Source organism: Ruegeria sp. C8, from assembly GCF_056537565.1.
In genome coordinates this window covers 43,834-68,769 of the sequence record NZ_JBQFRV010000021.1, presented here as the reverse complement: position 1 = coordinate 68,769, position 24,936 = coordinate 43,834, and the positions used below count along the sequence as shown (strand labels likewise).

Genomic DNA, 24,936 nt, shown 5'->3' with positions numbered 1-24,936 from the left:
GTCATGGGCAAGGAAAAGAACCCCCGCCGCGTGGCTGAAAACGAAGCAATGGCGAAAACCCGCATGCTTCGCACCAGCCCGCAGAAACTGAACCTGGTTGCGCAAATGATCCGCGGCAAGAAAGTCGAGAAGGCTCTGACTGACCTGACTTTCTCGAACAAGCGTGTCGCGCAGGACGTGAAGAAGTGCCTGCAGTCCGCAATCGCGAATGCCGAAAACAACCACAACCTGGACGTTGACGAGCTGATCGTTGCCGAAGCATGGGTTGGCAAGAACCTGGTCATGAAGCGCGGTCGTCCGCGTGCGCGTGGCCGTTTCGGCAAGATCATGAAGCCGTTCTCGGAGATCACCATCAAGGTGCGTCAAGTTGAGGAGCAAGCCTAATGGGTCATAAAGTAAATCCGATCGGCATGCGCCTGCAGGTCAACCGCACCTGGGACAGCCGCTGGTACGCCGACACCAAGGACTACGGTGATCTTCTGCTGGAAGACCTCAAGATCCGTGAGTTCATCAACAAAGAGTGCAAGCAGGCCGGTGTTGCCCGTGTGATCATCGAACGTCCGCACAAGAAGTGCCGCGTTACGATCCACACTGCACGTCCCGGTGTCATCATCGGCAAGAAAGGTGCAGACATCGAAGTTCTGCGCAAAAAGCTTGCTCGTATGACCGACAGCGAACTGCACCTGAACATCGTCGAAGTGCGCAAGCCCGAGCTTGACGCGCAGCTGGTTGCCGAGTCCATCGCTCAGCAGCTGGAGCGTCGTGTTTCGTTCCGTCGCGCCATGAAGCGCTCGGTTCAGAACGCCATGCGCATGGGCGCCCTGGGTATCCGGGTGAACGTCGCGGGTCGTCTGGGCGGCGCCGAAATCGCACGGACCGAGTGGTACCGCGAAGGCCGCGTGCCTCTGCACACTCTGCGTGCCGACATCGATTACGCACATGCCGAAGCGATGACTCCTTACGGGATCATCGGGATCAAGGTCTGGATCTTCAAAGGTGAGATCATGGAGCACGATCCGCAGGCACGTGACCGTAAAGCACAGGAACTCCAGGACGGCCCTGCACCTCGTGGTGCTGGTGGCGGTCGTCGCTAAGGAGGGAAAGATATGCTTCAACCAAAGCGTACTAAATTCCGCAAGATGCACAAAGGCCGGATCAAGGGTCTCGCCAAGGGCGGCTCTGATCTGAACTTTGGCACCTACGGCCTCAAAGCTCTTGAGCCTGAGCGTGTAACCGCACGCCAGATCGAAGCTGCACGTCGTGCCATGACGCGTCACATGAAGCGTCAGGGTCGTGTTTGGATCCGCATCTTCCCCGACACTCCGGTCACGGCCAAGCCGATCGAAGTTCGTATGGGTAAAGGTAAAGGTTCGGTCGACCGCTGGGCATGCAAAGTCAAGCCTGGCCGCGTGATGTTCGAGATCGACGGCGTCAATGACGACATCGCCCGCGAGGCCCTGCGCCTGGCCGCGATGAAGCTGCCGATCAAGACTCGCGTCGTGGTTCGCGAAGACTGGTAAGCGACTGGGGAAACCCGAACAGCATTGCCCCCGCCGAGAAATCGGTGGGGGCTTTTTCGTTTGTGGCCTCTCGCAAACCCGCTAGGCGCCCAATTCCGAGATTCAATACCGGCATTGCAAAAAAGATGGGGCTCAGGGGTGGCATATTCTCTCATCTGGTGAAAAGAAGCGCTCGCAAAACCTTCTCAATCAGAGCTTGGGTCGATCATCCTCCGACACGGCTTGAGCACGTACCGTGCCTTGGCTCTGAAACCCCGCTGAAAGACCGAGGACACGTATGGGCCTTATTTGCCGGGACGTTATGGTCCCCCCTGAAAAACAGAAGACAATTCATCCCGATGATACAGTCGCCAAGGCGTTTGAGATCATCCGCGACAGCCGCGCCCGGTTCTTGCCGGTGGTGGGGGATGACGGTAGCTTCCAAGGCGTTTTCACCGCACCCACGCTGATCAAGATGATCCTGCCGCGTGCGGCCCGTATTGGCGTCAGCGACGAGACATCGCGCGTTGCGATCAGCCATCTCAGCTTTATGGATCTGACCAAGGAAGACATCAGCGAACAGATCAAGCGCCTGAACGAGGAGCGGGTCGGAGATCACATGTCGAACCCGGCAAACATCCCGGTTCTCGCACCCGACACGCCGGTGATGGAAGGCATTTTCCTGATCCACAAATTCAAACGCCACGTTTTCCTCGTGGAACCCGAGACCAATCGCTTCGTCGGCTCTGTCAGCCCGAACTCGTTGATTGATCACGCGCTGAGCTAACCCCTAAAGACCGGATCAGACCATTGACCGACCATTCCGTTTCGCATGGAGAACACGCGTTCTCCGTACCTCAACTGTTGGGGATTGACCCTCTGTGGGTCGCCACCGGTATCCTGATTGCTGTTTATGCCGTCCTTGTAACCGAAAAAGTAAACCGCGCCATTCTGGCCATGCTGGGGGCATCGCTGATGGTGCTGTTAGGCATCATCAACCAGGAACAGGCCGTCGCGGGCGTTGATGCCAACACCTTGGCGCTGCTGATTGGCATGATGGTGATCGTCGGGATCACCAGTAAATGTGGGTTGTTCCAATTCGTCGCCATCAAGGCCGCAAAGGCGGTCAAGGCCAATCCAACCGGCATCCTGATCATGCTGACGCTGATCACGGCGGTGTTCTCGGCTCTGCTCGACAACGTGACCACTGTTCTGTTGATCGCACCGATTACCCTGCTGATCACGGACGCACTGGAAACGCGCGTTTACCCGTTCTTTTTCGCCGAGATTCTGGCCTCGAATGTGGGCGGTACGGCTACTCTGATTGGTGACCCGCCGAACATCATCATTGGCTCGGCTGCGGGCCTTAGCTTCAATGACTTTGTGGTCAATCTTGCGCCGATCTCGGCCATCTGTCTGGTGGTGCTGACTGGTATCATTTACCTGATGAACCGCCGCACGCTGGCCGCCATCCCCAAATCGGCCTGCGAAAAGATCATGCGTTTCAACGAAAACGAAGCGATCACCGATGTCGGCCTGATGATCAAATCCCTGTCGGTTCTGGCGCTGACCCTTCTTGGCTTCACGCTTGGCCATGGCTACGGGATCCAGCCGGGCACCTCGGCGCTGGCCGGTGCTGCGCTGCTGATGCTGCTAGCCTACGGACACCAGCACGGAGAAGAACAGTCCGAATCCGTTCACCACATTTTTGGCGAGGTTGAGTGGATCACCATTTTCTTCTTCGGCGGTTTGTTCGTCATCGTTGCAGGTGTCGAGCATGTCGGCCTGCTTGAGTTCTTCGGTGAGAAAGTGCTGGAGCTGACCGAAGGCGACATGATGTGGACCGCGTTCTTCATCTTCTGGGCCTCGGGTATCTTGTCGGCCATTCTGGATAACATCCCTTTTGTGGCGACGATGATCCCTCTGATCGAGTCCACGGCTGACACGTTTGGCGGGCCCGATGCGATTGAGCCTCTGTGGTGGTCACTGGCTCTGGGCGCCTGTCTGGGCGGTAACGGTACCTTGCTGGGTGCAAGCGCCAACCTGACGGTTGCGGCCTTTGCCGAAAAGGCCAAGCAGCCGATTGGCTTTGTCAAATTCGCGCTCATGGCGTTCCCGATCATGATCCTGACCCTGATGATCGCCAACGTCTATCTCTGGCTGCGCTACTTCTACTAAAGCGCCAAACGAAAGATCGCACCCGAGCAGCAGCTTTTCTGAGGCGGCTGCTCTCGCCCTTGTGCTTCGGCTGGGATATAGCCGGGGCATGGCACAGATTGAATCACTCTTCGTTACCCGTCTTTATCGCGCAGCTTTGTCCGAGTTCGATCCCAAGATCGACGCGGGCGAGCTGGAAAACTCCTGCCTTGTTATCGCCGAGGATGATGAGGCCGGGCAGGAATGGTGTGAAGAGAATGGCTATCCCGGCTACACCAGCTACGCCTCGCTGACCGATTTGCCCTGGCGCTTCCCGATTTTCGCCGATCTGGTGAAAGCGCTGGACCAGCACGTCGCGGCCTTTGCCAAGGATCTGGAGTTCGACCTGGGCGAGGGGGAGCTGAAGCTCGAAGACCTGTGGATCAACATCCTGCCGGAGGGCGGCATGCACTCCAGCCATTTGCACCCGCACAGCGTGATCTCGGGCACGACCTACGTTGCCATGCCCGAAGGGGCGAGCGCGTTGAAGCTGGAGGATCCGCGTTCAGGCCGCATGATGGCCGCGCCGACGCGCCTAAAATTTGGGCGAAGGGACTTGCAACCTTTCATTTATGTTCAACCTCAAGTGGGGGATGTGCTACTCTGGGAGAGTTGGCTGCGCCACGAAGTTCCGATGAATATGGCCGAGGATGATCGGATCAGTGTCAGTTTCAACTATAAGTGGGAATGAGAGTGAAAACCCTCAATGTTGATTAAATTTTTTTTAGGCAGTTCTTTTCTAGTAGCGTTGCTAGCGTCTTCGGTTAGCGCGGAGTGTCCCAGTAAAGAACACGTTGATACCGGCATTGTCCTTGTTCGCGAGCCTGGCAAAAATCTGGATGACATCGAATACGTCTCTCATGCAGGGGGGATTCTTGCGAGTACCGTCGACCCGGGGGCAAACGAAACTAGGCGAGAAGTCTATTTTGCCCATCCAATTTTGCCGCCCCAAGGGTTGCCCGACACAAAATGGTTCCGAAGTTATGAGCGAAAATTGGACTCGCTAGATATCCTGGACAGTCAAAAGAAGTGGAACTCAGACTTCGTCGACTATCCCAACACCGACAATGCCCAATCGGGTTCAATTGAGGTTGAGTTTCAAAGATACCGAATTGAAAGGGTTGGAGCCTGCAAGTATCGAGTTTGGGATGTCCTGCTCAAAGAGAGTGTCGAGGGCTCCCACGCGTTTACTGAACGGATGCTATATGCCCCAGAGCTGCAAATAGTGCTGAGAAGAGGCGTGGCTGCTGGTGACTCGTTACCTGTATTGGACAGCGGATTTCACCAATTGCAAATCAAAGACGACAATTCATAGGCCGCAGCTTCAACCCGGCGTCGGTGAAACACGGTTTTCTGTCCAAGTCGCGCCCTAAAACTTCCTCTTGCCACCCACCGCTTAAACCCTTATACGGCGGCATCCTGCAAGTCCCCCGGCCGAGTCGGGGGATTCGCATGTCTATCATTCATCCACCAGGTCCAAGGTGACCCTGTCAGGGGGCCTTCTGGTGTTTTGAGCAAAGGAAAAAGGCGATGAACGCCCAAGAACTGCGTGACAAGACCCCGGACCAGCTCCGCGAGGAACTGGCCAACCTGAAGAAAGAAAGCTTTAACCTGCGCTTTCAACAGGCAACCGGTCAGCTGGAAAACACTGCTGGCATCAAAGCGGCTCGCCGCAACGCTGCCCGCGTCAAAACCATTCTGAACGAAAAGGCCGCTGCCGCGGCATCGGAGGAGTAATCCTATGCCCAAGCGTATCCTGTCCGGAGTAGTAACCAGCGACGCCAACGAGCAAACCGTAACCGTTTCGGTTGAGCGTCGTTTCAAGCACCCGCTGCTGCACAAAACCGTTCGTAAGTCCAAGAAATATCGGGCTCATGACGAAAAGAACGCCTTCAAGGTCGGCGACACTGTACGCATCATCGAATGCGCGCCGAAATCGAAGACGAAACGTTGGGAAGTTCTGGAGGCGTAAGCCTCCGGGATTTTCCATTTGTCGAAACCCTGGGGGATCTAACGAGACCAGCCCCCACAGGTCGGGAGAAACCACATGATCCAGATGCAGACCAATCTGGATGTCGCTGACAACTCCGGCGCACGCCGAGTTCAGTGCATCAAGGTCCTGGGTGGTTCCAAGCGTAAATACGCCTCCGTTGGCGACATCATTGTCGTCTCGGTGAAGGAAGCCATCCCGCGCGGCCGCGTAAAGAAAGGTGACGTCCGTAAGGCCGTCGTCGTACGCACCGCCAAGGAAGTCCGTCGCGAAGACGGCACCGCGATCCGTTTCGATCGCAACGCCGCCGTCATCCTGAACAACAACAACGAGCCTGTCGGTACACGTATCTTTGGCCCCGTTGTTCGTGAACTGCGCGGCAAGAACTTCATGAAAATCATCTCGCTGGCTCCGGAGGTGCTGTAATCATGGCTGCTAAACTCCGCAAAGGCGACAAGGTCGTCGTGCTGGCCGGCAAGGACAAGGGCAAAGAGGGGACCATTTCCTCGGTTGACCCCAAAGCCGGTAAAGCTGTTGTCGAAGGCATCAACATTGCCATCCGTCACACCCGTCAGTCGCAAACTTCGCAAGGTGGTCGTCTGCCCCAGGCAAACCCGATCCAACTGTCGAACCTGGCACTGCTGGACAAGAACGGCAAAGCAACCCGCGTTGGTTTCCGCATGGAAGGTGACAAGAAGGTCCGCTTCGCCAAGACCACAGGGGACGTGATCGATGCTTGATTCCGCAACCTACACCCCGCGTCTGAAAGCTCAGTACGTTGAAACCATCCGTGCCGCTCTGAAAGAAGAGTTCGGCTACAAGAACGACATGCAGCTGCCCAAGCTGGACAAAATCGTTCTGAACATCGGCTGTGGTGCTGAGGCGGTCAAAGACTCGAAGAAAGCGAAAGCTGCTGTCGAAGATCTGACTGCGATTGCTGGTCAAAAGGCCGTTGCAACCAAGGCGAAGAAGTCGATCGCGGGTTTCCGCGTCCGTGAAGACATGCCGCTGGGCGCGAAAGTGACCCTGCGCGGTGACCGGATGTACGAATTCCTGGATCGCCTGATCACCATCGCGCTGCCGCGCGTTCGTGACTTCCGCGGTGTTAAGCCGTCTTTCGATGGTCAGGGCAATTTTGCCATGGGCATGAAAGAGCACATCGTGTTCCCGGAAATCGACTTCGACAAAGTCGACGAGGTCTGGGGCCTGGATATCGTAATTGCCACCACAGCGAAAACCGACGCTGAAGCGAAGAGCCTGTTGAAAGCATTCAACATGCCGTTCAACGCGTAAGCGCCGGGAGGATTGAGACATGGCTAAAAAAGCAATGATCGAACGCGAGAAGAAGCGCGAACGCCTGGTGGCCAAATATGCCGCAAAGCGTGCCGAGCTGAAAGAAATCGCGAATGACGAGAGCCGCCCGATGGAAGAGCGTTTCAAAGCGCGTCTGAAACTGGCGAAACTGCCGCGCAACAGCTCGGCTACCCGTCTGCACAACCGTTGTCAGCTGACCGGTCGTCCCCACGCTTACTACCGTAAGCTGAAGGTCAGCCGTATCGCGCTGCGCGAGCTGGGTTCTGCTGGTCAGATCCCCGGCATGGTGAAATCGAGCTGGTAAGGGAGACATAGATATGAATGATCCTATCGGCGATATGCTCACCCGTATCCGCAACGCGCAAATGCGCGGCAAGTCCACCGTTTCCACCCCGGCTTCCAAGCTGCGTGGTTGGGTTCTGGACGTGCTGGCGGACGAAGGCTACATCCGTGGCTATGAAAAGACGACCGGAGCAAACGGTCATCCGGCCATCGAAATCAGCCTGAAATACTACGAAGGCACCCCTGTTATTCGCGAACTGAAGCGGGTCTCGAAACCCGGTCGTCGCGTCTACATGGGCGTCAATGACATCCCGCAGGTCCGTCAAGGTCTGGGCGTGTCGATTGTCAGCACTCCGAAAGGTGTGATGTCGGACGCAAACGCTCGCTCCAACAATGTTGGCGGCGAAGTGCTCTGCACCGTCTTCTAAGGAGGTCTGCAATGTCTCGTATTGGTAAAAAACCGGTCGAGCTGCCCAGCGGCGTTACCGCCTCTGTGTCGGGTCAGACCATCGAAGTCAAAGGTCCGAAAGGCACCCGCAGCTTCACCGCCACCGACGACGTGACGCTGTCGGTTGAAGACAACGTGGTCAAGATCGACCCCCGTGGCATGTCCAAGCGTGCCCGCCAGCAGTGGGGCATGAGCCGCACCATGGTTGCCAACCTGGTAACCGGTGTGACCGAAGGCTTCAAAAAAGAGCTGGAGATTCAGGGTGTTGGTTACCGGGCTCAGATGCAGGGCAACACCCTGAAGCTGAACCTGGGCTATAGCCACGATGTTGATTTCACTGCTCCGGAAGGTGTCACCATCACCGCGCCGAAGCAGACCGAGATCGTTGTGGAAGGTATCGACCAGCAGCAGGTGGGCGAAGTCGCGGCCAAAATCCGCGAATGGCGCCGTCCCGAGCCGTATAAAGGCAAGGGCATCCGCTACAAGGGCGAGTTCATCTTCCGCAAGGAAGGCAAGAAGAAGTAAGGACGCAAACAATGGCAAACAGCAAAAGAACCCTGTTTCTGAAGCGCCGCCTGCGCGTTCGGAACAAACTTCGCAAAGTCAACGCCGGCCGTGTACGCCTGTCGGTTCACCGTTCGAACAAGAACATCAGCGTTCAGCTGATCGACGACGTTCGTGGCGTGACCCTGGCATCGGCCTCGACCCTGGAAAAAGATCTGGGTGTTGTTGGCAAGAACAACGTCGAAGCGGCCACCAAAGTGGGCGCGGCCATCGCCGAGCGTGCCAAGAAGGCAGGCGTCGAAGAGGCCTATTTCGATCGTGGTGGCTTCCTGTTCCACGGCAAGGTGAAGGCAGTTGCCGACGCCGCGCGTGAAGGTGGTCTGAAGATCTAAGACTTGCGGGCGGGTTTCGATCCGCCCCGATGATCCGGGGGCCTCGGCAACAGTCGGGGCTCACTTGGATTGAAGCAAACGGCGCCGTATGCGCCACATGAGAAAAGGGATGCCAAATGGCAGAACGTGAAAACCGTCGGGGCCGTGGCCGCGACCGTGAAGAAGCACCGGAATTTGCAGATCGTCTGGTCGCAATCAACCGCGTGTCGAAAACCGTAAAAGGTGGTAAGCGCTTTGGCTTCGCCGCTCTGGTGGTTGTCGGCGATCAGAAAGGCCGCGTCGGCTTTGGTAAAGGTAAAGCGAAAGAAGTACCTGAAGCCATCCGTAAGGCGACTGAGCAAGCCAAGCGTCAGATGATCCGCGTGCAACTGCGCGAAGGTCGTACTCTGCACCACGACATCGAGGGCCGTCACGGCGCTGGTAAAGTGGTTATGCGCACCGCACCTGAAGGTACTGGTATCATCGCCGGTGGTCCGATGCGTGCTGTGTTCGAAATGCTGGGCGTTAAGGACGTTGTGTCCAAGTCGCTGGGCTCGCAGAACCCGTACAACATGATCCGCGCCACCATCAACGGCCTGCAAAAAGAGCAGAGCCCGCGTTCGGTTGCCGCACGTCGTGGTAAAAAAGTTGCCGACATCCTGCCCAAGCGGGACGAAGCACCGGCTGAAGCCGAAGCGTAAGGAGTAGCGAGCAATGGCAAAAACCATCGTCGTCAAGCAGATCGGTTCTCCGATCCGTCGCCCCGCCGAACAGCGCGCAACCCTGATCGGTCTGGGCCTGAACAAGATGCATCGCACCCGTGAGCTGGAGGACACGCCTTCGGTTCGCGGCATGGTCAACAAGATCCCGCATCTGGTTGAGATCATCGAAGAGCGCGGTTAAGCGCCCTCTCGATATGTTTTGGAAACGCCTCTGACCTGTGTCAGGGGCGTTTTCTTTTGCCCGACTGCATCTGCGAATCGCCTCGTTCGATCGCTTGACACACGCATTGAATAGGGACGAGCGGGCCGCTGAATCCGTTGGCAACAACGGCGCAGAGGTCCTCTTACAAGGCCGAGTTTCAGCTTTCCCAATCCCGAAATTTGTCTTTTCCTAAATGGGGTTAGAAGATCGAATAGAGTTTCGTTTTCGGCTCCACAAACGCTTGCAAAAGCGATTTCGCCTCTGACAGAGTGGCCGGGCAGGAACCGGAAGCAGGGGCTGACTATGGCGCGCGACTATCTCAAAAAGGCGATGCTGACGGCGCAGTCTGATGCGCCTGAGGTTCACGATACGGTCAAGACCATTCTGGCGGAGATAGAAGCAGGCGGCGACGCGAAAGCGCTGGAATATGCGGCCAAGTTCGACAGGTTCGATGGGAACGTTCTGATGACGCAGGACGAGATCGACGCCGCAATTTCGCGGGTGCCCGAAAAGCTGAAGGCGGATATCCGTTTCGCTCATAACAACGTCCGCCATTTTGCCGAGGCGCAGAAGGCCACGATGACCGACGTACAGACCGAGATCGTGCCCGGCGTGATCGCTGGTCAAAAGGCGATACCTGTGGATGCGGCGGGCTGCTATGTGCCCGGCGGTCGGTACAGCCACATCGCCAGTGCAATAATGACCGTGACAACTGCCAAAGTTGCCGGATGCCGCCACATCATCGCGTGTTCTCCTCCGAAATCAGATGAAGGCGTTGCGCCTGCAGTAGTTTATGCGGCGCATATCTGTGGGGCCGACAGTATTCTGGCAATGGGAGGGGTGCAGGGTGTCGCCGCGATGCGATACGGTCTGTTCGGCCTGCCACGCGCAAATATCCTTGTGGGGCCGGGGAACCAGTTCGTCGCCGAGGCCAAGCGCATCCTCTACGGTGAAGTTGGCATCGACATGATCGCAGGTCCGACCGACAGTCTGGTCCTCGCCGACAGCAGTGCAGATCCGCTTGTAGTGGCGACCGATCTCGTCAGCCAGGCGGAACACGGCTACAATTCTCCTGTCTGGCTGGTGACAGATGACCGGGCGCTTGCGCAGAATGTCATGACACTGGTGCCCGAGTTGATTGCAGATCTTCCTGACCTGAACCGAGAGAACGCGGCTGCCGCGTGGCGTGACTATGCCGAAGTCATCGTATGTTCGGATCGCGAAGAGATGGCCGCTTGTTCCGATGACTACGCGCCGGAACACCTGACAGTCCAGGCCGAGGATCTGGAATGGTGGCTGGATCGCCTGACCTGCTATGGCTCTTTGTTTTTGGGGGAAGAGACCACGGTATCTTACGGGGACAAGGCGACGGGAACCAACCACGTACTGCCGACTTCGGGGGCGGCCAGCTACACAGGCGGGCTGAGCGTCCACAAATACATGAAAATCGTGACATGGCAGCGGGCGACTCGGGAAGGTTCAAAACCCATAGCCCTGGCCACCGCTCGGATTTCGCGTGTGGAAGGGATGGAGGGGCATGCACGGGCGGCCGATGTACGCCTCGCCAAGTATTTCCCGGATGAGGAATTTGATCTGCGTGCCGAGGGATGATCGGTCCAACCACCACCTGCCAAACTGTTCGCTGGCCTTGATGGCACACTGGGTACTATCCTTGGTTTGATAGGGCCGACCGGGCTGAAAGGAGTTTGACATGTACAAGAAAGTTCTCGTTCCAATGGCGTTGGATCACGATATCTCGCAACACACTCTGGAAGTGGCTCGTGCCTTGTCTCAGGGCGGCGGAGAGATCATCGCTCTGCATGTTTATGAAATGCCTCAGGGCTCGGTCAGTGCGTTTCTGGACAAGGATCTGGTGGCCGAAGGGTTTCGCCGCGCCCGAGTGGAGCTGTCTCGCAAAGTCGAGGGGCTGGAAGGGGTGAGTTCCGAACTCGTAAAGGGCCACACGGCGCGCACGATCATAGATTATGCGGCAGAGAAAGGTGTCGATTGCATCGTCATCGGGTCCCACAAGCCCGATCTCAGCGACTATTTCCTGGGCTCCACCGCGTCGCGCGTGGTGCGTCATGCCCCATGCGCGGTGCATGTGTACCGCAGGTGATAACCGTCAATCACGCCCTTGGGCGACAACAACAGGACTGACAGCCGGAAGATGAACATAGACAAGAAGATCACTGACGATCTGGTGGCGAATGACATTTCGTTCGTGACCACCGTCCCCTGCAAGCAATTGGCCGGTGTCATTGATGAGATCGACCAGCGCGAAGGCATCTATCACATCCCGTCAAACAAAGAGGACGAGGGGATGGGCCTTTGTGCAGGCGCTTGGATGGGCGGTAAGCGTCCTGCCATCATCATGCAGAACACAGCGATCGGGGTGACGATCAACACATTGGCAACTTTGATCCAGTATTACCGGATGCCACTGCCGATGCTGATCTCGTATCGCGGTGAGCTGCGCGAGCCGATTGCCTGCCAGGTCGAGATGGCTGTTCACACCAAAGCGTTGCTGGCGCAGCTCAATATCCCGACTTACCACTTTCACCATCAGGCGGATGTGGCCGAGCTGGATGCGATCCTGAAATACACGTTCATGTGCAACAAGCCGGTTGCCATTCTGACCGATGCCAACTTCTGGGGAGGCTATGGCGACCAATGATCCGTTCTGAAATCCTGAAAGAAATCGCTCCGATCCTGCTTGATCAACTGGTGGTTTGCAACATCGGCATTCCCAGCCAAGAGCTGCACGCGATTGATGACCAGCCAACGAATTTCTACATGCTGGGCACGATGGGGTTGGCTTCATCCATAGGTCTGGGGTTGGCCCTGTCCCAGCCCAAGCCGGTGATCGTGATCGATGGGGACGGCTCCGTTCTGACCAATCTGGGAACGCTACCAACCATCGCGAACAACGTGGCTGACAATTATATCCTGCTGATCGTCGACAATGGCTCATACGGGTCCACCGGGGATCAGCCTACCTATGCCGGGTTGAAGACGTCATTGGCGAAAATGGCGGCTGCGGCAGGATGTGAGCGCGTGATTGAATGCGCCGCCGAAGATACAGGTCGCGTGTTGCAGGAGGCGCTGGACGCCCGGCAGATGACCATCATCGTCAGCAAATGCGAAAGCGGCAACGCCAAGATGCCGCCGATCACGATGGACCCTGTAGTGATCCGAGATCGGTTTATGAAGGCCGTACAGGCCTGAACACCTCTTCGTTTTGCGGAACGCACTGCTCAAAGCCGTCCGTTGCGGGCGGCTTTGGTACTAAATGTCTAGCGCGACAGAAGACGCCGTTTCTCGGCCATGACCTCGCGGCGCTGCTGTTCGATCCCCGTCCGGAAGGAGCGCTCGACAAAGTCGATATGGTCCAGTGCGGCCTGTTCGGCGCGTTTTTCGTCTCCGTCAATCACGGCTTGGCCCAGGGCAAGGTGCTGATCCAGCAGCTGTTTGCCCGAACCGTCAATCGATTTCAGAAAACTGCGGTTGTAGAAAACACCTCGCTTGGTCAGTTCGTAGATCGAAGCCATCATATGGATCAAAGTGGCGTTCTGGCTGGCGTCGACGATTGCAGCATGCAGGGCGAAATCTGCTTCGCGTGAAGCTTGCGCATCGTTCGCCTCCCACGCCCGAACATTCTCGTCGAGGATTTCGGCGATCCTCTCCTTGTCGGCCTTGGTGGACCTGCGGGCGGCAAGGCGGGCGGCGAAGCCTTCTTGTTCTCGGCGGTACTCCAGGTGGTCGAAAAAGGCAGGCTCGTGCCGTTCGTAGAGCGCCAGAAGGGCCGGCAACATTGCTTGCCCGGTCAGGGCGGCGACAAAAGTCCCCTCACCATGCTGAGTGGTGACCAGCCCGCGTTCCTCCAACACGGCCAGTGCTTCGCGCAGCTTTGGCCGTGAGACCCGAAGCATTTCCGCCAGATCCCGCTCGGACGGTAGCTTGCGCCCCTGTTTCAGAATGCCCGACGCGATGAGGTCTTCGATCTGCGCCACCACGGCATCGGCCAGCGATTCGTGTCCGACCGGTTCAAAAATCGCCTTGGTGTTCATGGGATATACCTAAGTAAGATGCCGAGGTGAGATATATTGGTAAATAAATGTAACCATATTGGTGCGTTTTTCAAGCATTCAGTTCCAGCATGAAATTGCAACTTAACGCGTTCAATCAAATAAGAATTCCAGAAAATGTTTAGCAATCTATCGAAACTGAGTGTGCCCAGTCAGGGACATTCCTGCAGATCCAATGGTAAACAAAATTGTTGACTGAATAACATTGGTAAAGTTAATGAACCACTAATGCAAACCCGCAAGGGTCTGCGTTTGTGTTTGAGGCAGATGCCCGACCCACCCAGGAGGAGACATTATGAAAAAGACCCTGACGAGCCTTGCCGTAGCCGCCAGCCTGATGGCCGCACCTGCGGTTGCTAAAGATAAGCTGCTGTTGAAAACCCCGATTGCATTCTCGACCGAACTGCCTGGTCTTGGTTCGCCAATCCCGCGCGTTGCAGAGCAATTGGACCTGATGTCGGGCGGCACGCTGAAGATGAAGGTGTATGAGCCGGGCAAACTTGTTCCGCCGTTCGAAATTCTGGACGCGGTTTCGACTGGCAAGATCAACTCGGGCTACACCACCGCCGGTTACTGGGCGGGCAAAATCCCGGCTGCTCCGCTTTTCTCGGCCGTTCCTTTCGGCCCGGAGGCGGGCGAATACATGGCGTGGCTCTACTACGGCAACGGCATGACGCTGTACCAAGAGATGTATGATCAGGCGGGCTACAACGTCCACGTGATCCCTTGCGCTGTCATTGCCCCCGAGACCTCGGGCTGGTTCGCGACTGAAATCAACTCACCCGAAGACCTGAGCGGCCTGAAGATGCGTTTCTTTGGTCTGGGCGGCAAGGTGATGCAGAAGCTGGGTGTTGCAACTTCGCTGCTGCCCGGTGGTGAGATCTTCCCGGCGCTGGAAAAAGGTGCGATCGACGCGACCGAATTCTCGATGCCTGCGATCGATGCGCGCTTGGGCTTCCACAAGCTGGTCAAGTTCAACTACTTCCCCGGCTGGCACCAGCAAGCGACCGTTTTCGAGCTAATGATCAACAAGGACGTTTGGGCAGAGACCAGTGAGCAGCACAAAGCGATCATCGAAAACGCCTGTAAGGCTTCGATGGCCGACAGCTTTGCCGAAGGTGAAGCGATCCAGCACGCGGCTCTGATCGACAACGTTGAAAACAACGGCGTCACCCTCAAGCAGTGGTCGCCCGAGATGCTGGAGACCTTCCGCAGCACTTGGGAAGAGGTCGCCGCCGAAGAGGCCGCAAATGACGCCTTCTTTGCCAAGGTTCTGGCCGACATGACCGAGTTCCGCGACGGCTACAACCTCTGGAAGACCAACGCCTTCCTCCCACGTCAGTAACTTCCTCACTGACGTCTCTGGGGCAGCGGGCACTGCTGCCCCAGTCGATTTCTGATCTTCGGATTTTTCCAAACTTTCACCGCCCTTGCACAGGGCTGCCGGGCGAGGAATGACCATGAGCAATCCAAATACCACCAAAGATCCGGTTGAGGCCTATGAAGGCATCCTGGAGCATCCCGATACCGACCGCCAAAAGATCGCCGTAGCCATTGATACCAGCGTCAAGGCTGTTGGCCATGTCGTCATGTGGGCGAATGTTCTGCTGATGGCGGCAATCTTCTCGCAGGTCGCGTTGCGCTATCTGCTCAGCCAGAACTACCCCAAGCTGGATGAGATCCAGTGGCACTTCTATGGCATCGTTACGATGATCGGCACCTCATATGCCTTGATCACGGACAGCCACGTACGCGTTGATGTGCTGCACATGCAATTGTCCCGCCGGGCGCAGCGGATCATTGAGGTGATCGGCATTCTAACCCTGCTGACCCCGTTCATCTATCTGATGATCGATCAGGGCTATGACTATTTCTACGAAAGCTTCCGCGTCAACGAACGCTCGGACAGCCCCACTGGTCTGCCTGCGCGTTGGGCTTTCAAGGCGGTCATTCCGATCAGCTTTGTTTTGTTGGCGCTGGCTGCTCTGGCGCGGCTGATCCACGACGGGCACGCACTGATGTACGGGCCGGCTTCGGAACGAGAGGGCGCTCCGCTGCGTCGTATCCTGCTGGTGCTGGCTGTGTTCGCCGCCGTCTGTGTGGGCCTGACCTTCCTGGTTGAAACGACCGAGGAAAAGCTGGTCATCGCGATGTTCCTGACCTTCATCGCGTTGCTCTTTACCGGCTATCCGGTGGCTTGGGTGCTGGCAGGTGTGGGCGTCGCCTACTGTGGTCTCGCATATCTGTTCGACAATGACCTGATGCTGTGGACCGGTTTGGAGAGCACATTTACCGGACTCGACTACCTGACCCTCGGCGCAGTTGTGAACCGGGTCTACGCGACCATGTCCAACGCGGTTCTGGTCGCGCTGCCGATGTTCATCTTCATGGGCCTGATGCTGGACGAATCCGGTGTGGCCGAGCGTCTGATGACCTCGATGCAGCGCCTGTTCGGCACCGTGCGGGGTGGTCTTGCCATCACCGTGACCCTGATCGGGATCATACTGGCGGCCTCGACCGGTATTATTGGGGCCTCCGTAGTGCTGCTGGGCGTGCTGTCTTTGCCGTCGATGATGCAGCAGAAATACCAGCCGACACTGGCGGCAGGTGTGGTCTCTGCTTCGGGAACGCTGGGTATCCTGATCCCACCCTCGATCATGCTGGTGATCATGGCCGACCAGATGGCTCTGTCCGTCGGCGACCTGTTCATGGCCGCTGTTTTTCCCGGTGTGATCATCGGGGGGCTATACCTGACCTATATCTTCATCCTCGCACAGGTGAAGCGCGACGCGGCCCCCGTGCCCGAAGGGGCAAAAGCGCCCGACTGGGACGCAGTCAAAGACGTTCTGATCGCGGTCATTCCAACGCTGCTGTTGATCCTCGCGGTTCTGGGCTCGATCTTCGGAGGTCTGACCACCCCGACCGAGGCCTCTGGCATCGGCGCCTTGGGCGCGACGATGCTGGCGCTGGGATATCGCAAGCTGACCTTCGCGAAAATGTGGAACGTGCTGGTTTCGACCTTCAACACCACCGCCTATATCTTCGCGATCTTCCTTGGCGCGACGGTATTCTCCTATGTTCTGCGGGAACTTGGCGGCGATGAACTGATCGAGCACGTGGTCCAATCCACCGGCTTCGGTGCCAATGGCACGGTCCTGTTCATCCTGTTCATCGTATTCCTGCTGGGCTTTGTTCTGGACTGGATCGAGATCACCCTGATCGTATTGCCCCTGATGCGACCGATCGTGAACGGCCTGGGCATCGACATTCCGGGCTTCGGAGTGCTGGATGAACCCGCACTGGTCTGGTTTGTGATCTTGGTGGCGGTGACGCTTCAAACCAGCTTCCTGACTCCGCCGGTTGGCTTCGCGCTTTTCTACCTGAAAGGTGTCTGCCCGCCCGAGATCAAGCTGATGCATATCTACAAAGGCATCATCCCTTTTGTGCTGCTACAACTGACCGGATTGGCGCTTGTCTTCCTATGGCCGACACTCGCCACCTGGCTGCCCTCTGTGGCGTACTAAGGAGATCACGTTATGCGTCTCAAGCATTGCCATAACTTTCATGACTTCCGGCAGCTGGCCAAGCGCCGCCTGCCGGGGCCGATCTTCAACTATATCGATGGCGGTGCGGATGATGAGGTGACCTATCGCCAGAACACCGCCGCTTTCGACCGCTGCGATCTGTTGCCGTCTGTACTGCGCGGGGTGAAGGACGTGGACATGTCAGTCACCGTGATGGGGCAAAAGCTGGACATGCCGTTCTACTGCTCGCCCACCGCTCTGCAGCGGCTGTTTCACCATCAGGGCGAACGGGCCGTGGCGGCAGCGGCCGAGAAATATGGCACCATGTTCGGGGTGTCTTCATTGGGCACTGTCTCGCTTGAAGAGCTACGCAAGAAGCACAAGAACCCGCAGGTCTATCAGTTCTATTTCCACAAGGATCGCGGCCTGAACGCAGCGATGATGCAGCGCGCGAAAGAGGCTGGGGTCGAGGTCATGATGCTGACTGTCGACAGCATCACCGGCGGCAATCGCGAGCGTGACCTGCGCACCGGTTTCTCGATCCCGTTCCGCCTGACACTGGGCGGTATGATCCAGTTTGCGATCAAGCCGATGTGGGGGATCAACTATGTCACCCACGAAAAATTCCGCCTGCCGCAATTGGAAGAGCATGTGGATATGGGTGGCGGTGCCAGCTCGATCGGCGGCTATTTCACCGAAATGCTGGACCCGTCGATGAATTGGGATGACGTCGCGCAGATGGTGCGCGATTGGGATGGTCAGTTCTGCCTCAAGGGGATCATGACCGTCGAAGATGCCAAACGCGCGGCCGAGATTGGCTGTACCGGGATCATTCTATCGAACCATGGCGGGCGGCAGCTGGATGGCTCACGCACGCCGTTTGATCAACTGGCCGAGATCGTAGATGCGGTTGGCGACAAGCTGGACGTGATCATGGACAGCGGCATTCAGCGCGGCACCCATGTGCTGAAGGCGCTTTCGATCGGCGCGAAAGCGGTCGGTGTTGGACGTCAGTACCTGTATCCTCTGGCCGCCGCTGGCCAGCCGGGTGTCGAACGCGCGCTCGGCCTCATGCGGGCCGAGATCGAACGCGACATGAAGCTGATGGGTGTGACCAGAATAGACCAACTGAGCCGCGAGAATATCCGTTTCCGCGCCGCATAAAGACACGAGGGATGCCATGACCAATGACGCGTTGATTGAACATTTCCGCTCTGTTGTTGGTGCGCGGCATGTCCTGACTGGTGAACGCGCGACGGAACGGTTCCGGCGTGGTTTCCGCTCGGGCGAGGGCGAGGCGTTGTGCGTCATCCAGCCCGGCAGCCTTCTTGAGCAGTGGAAGGTCCTGGAGGCCTGCGTTGCAGCCGACAAGATAGTCATCATGCAGGCGGCCAACACCGGCCTGACCGAAGGGTCGACCCCCTCGGGCCGCTATGACCGGGACGTGGTACTGATCAACACGCGCCGCATGGACACTCTGGTACCGCTGAACGATGGCAAGCAGATCGTCAGCTTTCCCGGCGCTACCCTGTTTGCGCTGGAAAAACTGTTGGCCCCACTGGGGCGAGAGCCGCATTCGGTGATCGGCTCCTCATGTATCGGCGCGTCGATTGTGGGTGGGGTTTGCAACAACTCGGGCGGGTCACTGGTGGAACGCGGCCCTGTTTACACGGAACTCTCCGTCCACGCGCGGATATCCGAGAAGGGCGAGCTGGAGCTGGTCAACCATCTGGGAATTGATCTGGGCGACACGCCGGAAGAGATTCTGGCAAATCTCGACGCAGGTACGTTCGACCGGAACCCGGGGGCCACGAACAAACGCGCCTCGGCCAGTGACTACGCGCAGATCGTGCGTGATGTCTACGCCGAAACGCCTGCGCGGTTCAACGCGGACAAGGCCAAGCTGTTCGAATCCGCTGGCTCGGCTGGCAAGCTGGCCGTCTTTGCCGTCCGGCTTGATACGTTCCCCAAGAACGAGGCCGAGCAAGTCTTTTACATCGGAACAAACAGCCCCGATGATCTGGCCGCGCTGCGCCGTCATATCCTGTCGGAATTCAAGTCGCTGCCGGTGTCCGCCGAATACATGCAGCGCGAGGTCTTCGATATTACGGCGCGATACGGCAAGGATACGGTCGTGATGATCGACAAACTAGGCACCGACCGGCTGCCGATGTTCTTTGCGCTCAAAGGCGCGGTGGATGCCCGCCTGCGCCGAATTCCCTTCCTGCGGAACTTTACCGACCGCTTCATGCAGATGGCGGTCTTACTCTGGCCGCGTATCTTGCCGAAACGGATGGTCGCGTTTCGCGACCGCTACGAGCACCATCTGATCCTGAAGATGAAGAACGAAGGGATTGCGGAGGCTGCCGAATGGCTACCCATATTCCTGAAAGATCGCGACGGCGATGCTTTTGAGTGCAACCCGCGCGAGGCCAAGATCGCGGGCTTGCACCGCTTTGCCGCAGCTGGGGCTGCCGTCAGGTACATGGCGCTGCACGGCAATGAGGTGGAAGACATCATTGCGCTCGACGTAGCTTTACGGCGAAACGATCAGGACTGGCTTGAGACGCTTCCGCCCGAGATTGAGGGCCAATTGGTCCACAAGCTCTACTACGGTCATTTCATGTGCCACGTGATGCATCAGGATTACGTGGTCAAAAAAGGCGCGGACCCAATGGCCTTGAAAGCCGCAATGTTGGAGTTGTTCGACACGCGCGGCGCGGAATACCCGGCTGAACATAATGTGGGGCATTTGTACAAGGCCAAGCCTGATCTGGCCGCCCATTACAAATGCTGTGATCCGACCAATTCCTTCAATCCGGGGATTGGCAAAATGTCTAAAGCTCGGAACTACGCGGAGCCCGAATAACTCGGACGCATGTTACGTTTGGTCAGGGCACTGATCGCCCCTCAAACCTGAGGTCAAGCGCAGGTTTCTCTGCTGCGTTGAGGCAAAAAAATCCAGCCCTACGGGAATCCCCCAATTTCGCCATCTGTCGCGTCTCGCTAAACAAGGGACAACAACTGGCCCCAAAAGGCCACACAGAGTTTCCCCGATGAGGGGCTGGTCCATACCCCCTCGGCCGGCCCCTCAATAACTTTCAGGGTATGCTCTGGCGCCTATTTCAGCTGAGCAGACATCTGCACCATCTGCACCATCTGCGCGACCAGGGGCGGAATCTCGTCCGCCTTGTCATAGGCGATGTCGTGCGGAATATCTGTCACGGGCGACTTTCGATAGCCTTGCGTGAACAGGAGAAAGGGGATCTCGGCGCGCTCGGCCGTTTCTGCGTCCACCTCGCTGTCGCCCACGAAAACACGCGACCCATGAGCTGGCAATGCGTCAAAGCTTGCAAATAGATGCTGAGGGTCGGGTTTCCTGGTGGTCAGGCTATCGCCACCCAGAACCGCATCGAAGTATTGCGACAGGTCCAGTACGTCGAGAATATGCCGGGCGGGTGCCTCGGGCTTGTTGGTGCAGACGCCCAGTATGTGCCCTTGCGATTGCAAGATGGCCAAAGCCTGAGGAATGCCGGGATAGGGCACCGTCGTCTTGCTGGCACCTGCCGTGTAGTGCGCGAGCGTCACTTTCGTCAGCTCTTCGTGACGGTCCAAGGGCAATTCGCAGTGCCGGATCATACGCTCGACCAGCTTGGGCAGGCCATTGCCGACGAATCGCCCGATCACCTCGCGCGGCAGAGGGGGCAAGTCGAGATCGCTCAGCGTCTGGTTCGCGGCTGCAACGATGTCGCCCAGGCTGTCGACCAGAGTTCCGTCCAGATCAAATACAATTGCCGCGCCCATTGTGACCTCAGTGTTTTGCCTATGCGTTCAGGCCTAACCCGCCTGCCAGGAAGGCGCAACACGGCATCTTTCTGCATGCGCAAATGCGTGACTTGACAATTCTTACTAAAATAATCAGAATAAGCATAGAAGCCGACAGCCACCCCGGACTCGGGTCAGCTAGGTCATTGAGAAAGCGAACAGATCAGGCCCATGCCTGAGATACTCCGGAGTTGTCAAATGAACGCGCAGACCCCTATTGCCACCCAGTCCTTTGCCGTATCCGCGCTGCCTTCGCACAAGGCCGAAGAGCTGACCAAAGGCGGCAATCTCGCCCATATCGAACTGGGTGATCAGCTTTATACGCTGCGCATCACCCGTGCCGGCAAACTGATCCTGACAAAATGAGCAGCCCGTCGTCCCGGGGTGGCGCAGCGGTTGGCCGTCTGACAGACCTTGCCCCAATCGAAGCAGGCGCGGTGATGTATCTGCGCCTCTGGAGCGAAGGTGCCAGAGGCCGCGCAGATGCTGCCAGTGATTTCGACATCGCCTTGGGCGCAGATCAGGGGCGCGCCGCGATGCTGACCTTGGATCGTCTATGCTCGCTTTGCGCCAGCCACGGCCGCCGTCCATTGATCCGGCATGGATTAGGATGTGCCTGTCTGGGCGCGGATGAGAACTGTTTTGCCCAGATGATTGCGGCTGCATCGGAAGGCGCGCGAGAAGACGCAATGATGATGGCCTCACTAATAGTGCGTCCGGATTTTGCGCCGGCGCTTGCCTCTTTGTCAGAGGAGCTGGGGATGGCCTTGCGCCGCATGACAGCCGCCATTCCAATGCCGACAACCGGTCATCAGACCCCCTCGGCCGTGTTGCATTGATCGGCAAATGAAACCCCGGCGGTTGCGCCGGGGTTTCTACTTAGCAGCAGCCACATCCTGCGTGATGGTGGTCGTGGTCGCAAACCGGGGCAGGGGTATAGTCGCCGACACCTTTCAGGACATCGCGCAACGCCCATAGGATCATATTTACATCCTCGGCCTCAATGGTCAGAGGCGGGCGGATTTTCAGGATGTTGTCTTTCGGGCCTTCGCTTCCGATCAGGATGCGATGATCGCGCATCCGGTTCTTCACAAAACTGCAGATCTCGGTCCCTTCCGAGCCATCCGGATTGATCAGTTCGACCCCTAGAAACAGACCCATCCCGCGCACGTCACCGACGCAGCCGAACTCGGATTCGATTTGACGCAGGCCCTCCATCAGACGGTCGCCCATGACGCGGGCATTCTCCTGCAGGCCTTCGTCATCGACGATGTCCAGAACCTCTTTTCCGATGCGGCAGGACAAGGTCGAGCCGCCGAAGGTCGAGAAGAACTCGATCCCGTTGTCAAAGCTCTGGGCGATTTCCTTGGAAGTGACCAGCACGCCCAGCGGATGACCGTTGCCGATCGGTTTGCCCATGACAACGATATCGGGCAACGCGCCTTGGTGTTCGAAACCGAAATAGTACTCGCCCAGCCGTCCAAGCCCGGTCTGGACCTCATCCGCGATACAGACACCGCCAGCCGCGCGGATTTTCTCATACACTGCAGGTAGATAGCCTTTCGGCGGAATGATCTGCCCACCGACCGAGGGGAAGGTCTCGGCGATGAAACCGGCCACGCCCTGACCCTTTGCCTGCAGAGCAGCTATCGCCGGGTCCACGAGATCTGCGTATTTTTGCGCGCGGTCGGCGTCGTCACGTTTGAACGAGCCTCGGTAGTCATCCGCGACCTCAACCAACTCGACCCAATCAGCCTGACCGATTCCGCCGGGTTTGTTGAACTTGTAGGCCGAGATCGCCACAGCCGCGTTCGTGTTGCCGTGATAGCCGTGATCGGGGGTCACGATCCCCTTGGCGCCGGTATGGGCGCGGGCCAGACGCAGGGCCAATTCGTTGGCTTCGGTGCCTGAATTGACGAAAAAGCAGAACTCGAAATGATCCGGCAGTTTCGATAGAACCTTGTCTGCAAACGCGGTCTGCGCCGGGTGCAGGTATCGGGTGTTCGAGTTCATCCGCTTCAGCTGATCCGCCGCGACGGCTTGAATACGCGGGTGGGCATGGCCCACATGCGGGACGTTGTTATAGGCGTCCAGATAGGGGCGGCCCCACTCGTCGAACAGGTGGTGTTTCCAACCGCGCACCAACATGACCGGGTCATTGTAGGTCAGGCTCAGGTTGCCGCCAAAATGATCGTGACGCCCCTGCAGAACCGCCTGTTTGTCAGTCGGCTGATAGCAAACCTTGTCATCGGCCAGATTCAGCAAGGCCGCCGGGTTCGGACAGACCGCGTTCCACAGCTCCAGTTCATCGGGATCGGCGACGCCGGGCCAGTCAGCCTCCATGCCGTCGGTTGTCAGGGCGAGTTGGAAGTGCACATGCGGGGCCCAACCACCGTTTTGCGATGCATCCCCAAGCCGCACGAACGCAGCGCCCTGCGCCACCGGATCGCCCGGTTTCAGACGATCGCAAACCTCTGGGTCCAGATGACCGTAGAGCGTATAGAACGGATCCCCCTCGGGCGTTTCATGATGCAGGATCACCACCCCGCCATAGTCCAGATGGCTGTCGCGATTCTCGACCACTTCGACCCGACCGCTCATCGGGGCGTGCAAAACGGTGCCGGCGGGCGCAAAGACATCCACGGCCAGATGCACCGTGCGCCTGTCCGAGGCTTTCCACGGCCCCTTGCGGAACCCGGGCTCGGCGTAGATCAGGCGGGGTTCGTTGTAATAGCCCAGCCACAGGCCCTCACCAAATTCCTCACCCACCCGCGCGGCTTCTTCGAGCGGCATGTGAAACGGGTTCTGCGGCCAGGTGGAGTTCTCAACGGAGAGAGAGCCCATTGGCACATCGCTCAGGTCCTGGCCAAACATCTCGGCAAAGTGGCCGCGATGGTCGGAGAGGTAGGCGTGAATGCGCTCGGCCCCATCGACCACCGGCAAGCCGCAGGCGCTGCGCAAGCGTGCGGACATCAAGCCGCCATTGACGCTTTCGTTCTCAAGGAACCGCCAGGCCGGGGCCTGACTGATGGTCACATAAGGGTCGTCAGGGTTTTCCGCCGCCATCAGGGTCGAGTTCACCACGGACACCGCCAGCCGCATCCGCAAGAGGGGCCAAATCAGATCGACCTCCGCTGCGCTCAGCCGATTGGCGGCGTGATAGCCTCGGACCAGAGCGGCCAGCGCGCGTTCGGGTTTCGGATGATCCAGAACGATATAGGCCCCGGCAATGGCCAACTCGCATACGCGCGGCGCGGCGCACATGTCGCCCAGGTCGATCAGGCCGGATACGGTACGACGTTCGCTCAGCTCTCCTTCGACGAGAATGTTGTAGTCATTGGCGTCGTTGTGAATGGCTTGCGTGGGCAGGCTGTTCAGCGCATCTGAGATCGCAGTGAAACCCTGCACAATTTCGCCCAACAGCGCGCGGCGGGACGGGTCGCTGACCGCGCCCAGTTGATCCGCGATCCAATCGCCTTGCATCAGGTCCCATTTGAAACCGTCCCGCTGCAGGCTGTCATGCGCAAACCCGGCCAGAGCGCGATCAGTCGCGCCAAGAACGCGTCCGAGTTTCAGGATCAAGTCTTCGGATTTCGGCTCGACCTTGGCGTAGCACTGGCCCGGAAGGCGCTCCAACAACCAAGCCAGGCGCGGTTGGCCGTCCTGATCTTCGATCTCGGGCAGGACAGCACCATCCAGCGAGGGGAATACCTTGGGGAAGGGCAGCCCCGGCGCCCCAGCCGCGATATGTTCGAGCGCTTTGACTTGAAGGTCGACAAACTCTGGCTCGCACCCCGCGCGCATGACTTTCAGAACATAATCCTGACCGTTCTTTGCTTCGACCAGAAAGTTCAGGTCATACTCTCCGTCCAGCCGTGTCAGACGGGCATCCAGCCCCCAATACTTGCGCAGGGCATCTGCCCAGAAATCACTCATGTCTTTCATTCCCATCCCTATCCGCCGCGCAACGC

31 protein-coding genes are annotated in these 24,936 nt (G+C 58.0%); 28 read left to right on the top strand and 3 right to left on the bottom strand.

Annotated elements, in window-relative coordinates:
• Positions 1-3: 3 nt before the first annotated feature.
• The 22 genes from rplV to comE all read left to right on the top strand — a co-directional run bounded on the left by rplV (position 4) and on the right by comE (position 12,756).
• Positions 4-384 carry a 50S ribosomal protein L22 gene (rplV, locus tag ACR0KL_RS20610; protein WP_039538267.1) on the top strand — a complete coding sequence of 127 codons (381 nt, stop codon included), beginning with the start codon at positions 4-6 and terminating at the stop codon, positions 382-384.
• On the top strand, positions 384-1,094 hold the full coding sequence (gene rpsC / locus ACR0KL_RS20605) for a 30S ribosomal protein S3 (protein ID WP_008758042.1): 711 nt from the start codon (positions 384-386) through the stop codon (positions 1,092-1,094). Before rplV ends, rpsC begins: the two co-directional genes overlap by 1 nt.
• Positions 1,095-1,106: 12 nt before the next feature.
• On the top strand, positions 1,107-1,520 hold the full coding sequence (gene rplP / locus ACR0KL_RS20600) for a 50S ribosomal protein L16 (RefSeq protein ID WP_058283513.1): 414 nt from the start codon (positions 1,107-1,109) through the stop codon (positions 1,518-1,520).
• 301 nt (positions 1,521-1,821) lie between these two features.
• Entirely contained in the window at positions 1,822-2,286 is a 465-nt protein-coding gene (locus ACR0KL_RS20595; protein ID WP_170642080.1) for a CBS domain-containing protein, read from the top strand.
• A 23-nt stretch (positions 2,287-2,309) separates the two neighbouring features.
• Positions 2,310-3,677 carry an ArsB/NhaD family transporter gene (locus ACR0KL_RS20590; protein ID WP_480777448.1) on the top strand — a complete coding sequence of 456 codons (1,368 nt, stop codon included), beginning with the start codon at positions 2,310-2,312 and terminating at the stop codon, positions 3,675-3,677.
• An 88-nt stretch (positions 3,678-3,765) separates the two neighbouring features.
• On the top strand, positions 3,766-4,386 hold the full coding sequence (locus ACR0KL_RS20585) for a 2OG-Fe(II) oxygenase family protein (RefSeq protein WP_170380524.1): 621 nt from the start codon (positions 3,766-3,768) through the stop codon (positions 4,384-4,386).
• Positions 4,387-4,401: 15 nt separating this feature from the next.
• Complete coding sequence (locus ACR0KL_RS20580; RefSeq protein ID WP_170681389.1) at positions 4,402-5,010, top strand: Rossmann-fold NAD(P)-binding domain-containing protein; 609 nt, start codon at positions 4,402-4,404, stop codon at positions 5,008-5,010.
• 215 nt (positions 5,011-5,225) lie between these two features.
• A complete protein-coding gene (rpmC, locus tag ACR0KL_RS20575; RefSeq protein ID WP_010437082.1) occupies positions 5,226-5,432 on the top strand; it encodes a 50S ribosomal protein L29 in 207 nt (68 codons plus the stop codon).
• A 4-nt stretch (positions 5,433-5,436) separates the two neighbouring features.
• Positions 5,437-5,667: a 30S ribosomal protein S17 gene (gene rpsQ, locus ACR0KL_RS20570; RefSeq protein WP_152459158.1), complete on the top strand. Its 231-nt coding sequence runs from the start codon at positions 5,437-5,439 to the stop codon at positions 5,665-5,667.
• A 75-nt stretch (positions 5,668-5,742) separates the two neighbouring features.
• On the top strand, positions 5,743-6,111 hold the full coding sequence (gene rplN, locus ACR0KL_RS20565; protein ID WP_008757934.1) for a 50S ribosomal protein L14: 369 nt from the start codon (positions 5,743-5,745) through the stop codon (positions 6,109-6,111).
• A gap of 2 nt (positions 6,112-6,113) precedes the next feature.
• Positions 6,114-6,425: a 50S ribosomal protein L24 gene (gene rplX, locus ACR0KL_RS20560; RefSeq protein WP_170356681.1), complete on the top strand. Its 312-nt coding sequence runs from the start codon at positions 6,114-6,116 to the stop codon at positions 6,423-6,425.
• Positions 6,418-6,978, top strand: coding sequence for a 50S ribosomal protein L5 (gene rplE / locus ACR0KL_RS20555; protein WP_170356680.1), 561 nt, complete (start codon positions 6,418-6,420; stop codon positions 6,976-6,978). The genes rplX and rplE overlap by 8 nt, the downstream gene beginning before the upstream one ends.
• Positions 6,979-6,997: 19 nt before the next feature.
• Positions 6,998-7,303: a 30S ribosomal protein S14 gene (gene rpsN, locus ACR0KL_RS20550; RefSeq protein WP_068340744.1), complete on the top strand. Its 306-nt coding sequence runs from the start codon at positions 6,998-7,000 to the stop codon at positions 7,301-7,303.
• A 13-nt stretch (positions 7,304-7,316) separates the two neighbouring features.
• Positions 7,317-7,709: a 30S ribosomal protein S8 gene (rpsH, locus tag ACR0KL_RS20545; RefSeq protein ID WP_170373360.1), complete on the top strand. Its 393-nt coding sequence runs from the start codon at positions 7,317-7,319 to the stop codon at positions 7,707-7,709.
• Positions 7,710-7,720: 11 nt separating this feature from the next.
• Positions 7,721-8,254 carry a 50S ribosomal protein L6 gene (gene rplF, locus ACR0KL_RS20540; RefSeq protein ID WP_170373361.1) on the top strand — a complete coding sequence of 178 codons (534 nt, stop codon included), beginning with the start codon at positions 7,721-7,723 and terminating at the stop codon, positions 8,252-8,254.
• An 11-nt stretch (positions 8,255-8,265) separates the two neighbouring features.
• Positions 8,266-8,625 carry a 50S ribosomal protein L18 gene (gene rplR, locus ACR0KL_RS20535; protein ID WP_039523386.1) on the top strand — a complete coding sequence of 120 codons (360 nt, stop codon included), beginning with the start codon at positions 8,266-8,268 and terminating at the stop codon, positions 8,623-8,625.
• A gap of 116 nt (positions 8,626-8,741) precedes the next feature.
• Positions 8,742-9,305 carry a 30S ribosomal protein S5 gene (gene rpsE / locus ACR0KL_RS20530; RefSeq protein WP_170356677.1) on the top strand — a complete coding sequence of 188 codons (564 nt, stop codon included), beginning with the start codon at positions 8,742-8,744 and terminating at the stop codon, positions 9,303-9,305.
• A gap of 13 nt (positions 9,306-9,318) precedes the next feature.
• Positions 9,319-9,507: a 50S ribosomal protein L30 gene (gene rpmD / locus ACR0KL_RS20525; RefSeq protein WP_074736195.1), complete on the top strand. Its 189-nt coding sequence runs from the start codon at positions 9,319-9,321 to the stop codon at positions 9,505-9,507.
• A 324-nt stretch (positions 9,508-9,831) separates the two neighbouring features.
• Positions 9,832-11,139 (top strand): histidinol dehydrogenase, encoded by a 1,308-nt coding sequence (gene hisD, locus ACR0KL_RS20520; RefSeq protein ID WP_170681391.1) that lies wholly within the window; start codon positions 9,832-9,834, stop codon positions 11,137-11,139.
• 100 nt (positions 11,140-11,239) lie between these two features.
• On the top strand, positions 11,240-11,647 hold the full coding sequence (locus ACR0KL_RS20515; protein WP_170768626.1) for a universal stress protein: 408 nt from the start codon (positions 11,240-11,242) through the stop codon (positions 11,645-11,647).
• A 51-nt stretch (positions 11,648-11,698) separates the two neighbouring features.
• Positions 11,699-12,205: a sulfopyruvate decarboxylase subunit alpha gene (locus ACR0KL_RS20510; RefSeq protein ID WP_170468582.1), complete on the top strand. Its 507-nt coding sequence runs from the start codon at positions 11,699-11,701 to the stop codon at positions 12,203-12,205.
• Positions 12,202-12,756: a sulfopyruvate decarboxylase subunit beta gene (gene comE, locus ACR0KL_RS20505; RefSeq protein ID WP_170768627.1), complete on the top strand. Its 555-nt coding sequence runs from the start codon at positions 12,202-12,204 to the stop codon at positions 12,754-12,756. The genes ACR0KL_RS20510 and comE overlap by 4 nt, the downstream gene beginning before the upstream one ends.
• Before the next feature lie 68 nt (positions 12,757-12,824).
• Here the strand turns inward: comE and ACR0KL_RS20500 are convergent, their stop codons facing one another.
• A complete protein-coding gene (locus ACR0KL_RS20500) occupies positions 12,825-13,598 on the bottom strand; it encodes a FadR/GntR family transcriptional regulator (protein ID WP_170468578.1) in 774 nt (257 codons plus the stop codon).
• A 313-nt stretch (positions 13,599-13,911) separates the two neighbouring features.
• Here ACR0KL_RS20500 and ACR0KL_RS20495 point away from each other — a divergent pair, with 313 nt between their 5' ends.
• The 4 genes from ACR0KL_RS20495 to dld all read left to right on the top strand — a co-directional run bounded on the left by ACR0KL_RS20495 (position 13,912) and on the right by dld (position 20,009).
• Positions 13,912-14,961 (top strand): TRAP transporter substrate-binding protein, encoded by a 1,050-nt coding sequence (locus ACR0KL_RS20495; RefSeq protein ID WP_170681393.1) that lies wholly within the window; start codon positions 13,912-13,914, stop codon positions 14,959-14,961.
• Positions 14,962-15,076: 115 nt separating this feature from the next.
• Positions 15,077-17,140: a TRAP transporter large permease subunit gene (locus ACR0KL_RS20490; RefSeq protein ID WP_170681395.1), complete on the top strand. Its 2,064-nt coding sequence runs from the start codon at positions 15,077-15,079 to the stop codon at positions 17,138-17,140.
• A gap of 12 nt (positions 17,141-17,152) precedes the next feature.
• The gene (locus ACR0KL_RS20485; RefSeq protein WP_170681397.1) at positions 17,153-18,304 is read left to right on the top strand and encodes an alpha-hydroxy acid oxidase; all 1,152 of its coding nucleotides are present in this window, start codon (positions 17,153-17,155) and stop codon (positions 18,302-18,304) included.
• A 16-nt stretch (positions 18,305-18,320) separates the two neighbouring features.
• Entirely contained in the window at positions 18,321-20,009 is a 1,689-nt protein-coding gene (gene dld, locus ACR0KL_RS20480) for a D-lactate dehydrogenase (protein WP_170681399.1), read from the top strand.
• Between the two features lie 251 nt (positions 20,010-20,260).
• Here dld and gph read toward each other — a convergent pair whose 3' ends face one another.
• A complete protein-coding gene (gene gph / locus ACR0KL_RS20475) occupies positions 20,261-20,944 on the bottom strand; it encodes a phosphoglycolate phosphatase (protein ID WP_170681401.1) in 684 nt (227 codons plus the stop codon).
• 219 nt (positions 20,945-21,163) lie between these two features.
• Between gph and hemP the strand changes: the two genes are divergently transcribed.
• A complete protein-coding gene (gene hemP, locus ACR0KL_RS20470) occupies positions 21,164-21,331 on the top strand; it encodes a hemin uptake protein HemP (RefSeq protein WP_170681403.1) in 168 nt (55 codons plus the stop codon).
• A complete protein-coding gene (locus ACR0KL_RS20465; protein WP_170681405.1) occupies positions 21,328-21,804 on the top strand; it encodes a hypothetical protein in 477 nt (158 codons plus the stop codon). The genes hemP and ACR0KL_RS20465 overlap by 4 nt, the downstream gene beginning before the upstream one ends.
• Positions 21,805-21,844: 40 nt before the next feature.
• Here the strand turns inward: ACR0KL_RS20465 and ACR0KL_RS20460 are convergent, their stop codons facing one another.
• Positions 21,845-24,910, bottom strand: coding sequence for an aminotransferase class III-fold pyridoxal phosphate-dependent enzyme (locus tag ACR0KL_RS20460; RefSeq protein WP_480777447.1), 3,066 nt, complete (start codon positions 24,908-24,910; stop codon positions 21,845-21,847).
• Positions 24,911-24,936: the final 26 nt, after the last annotated feature.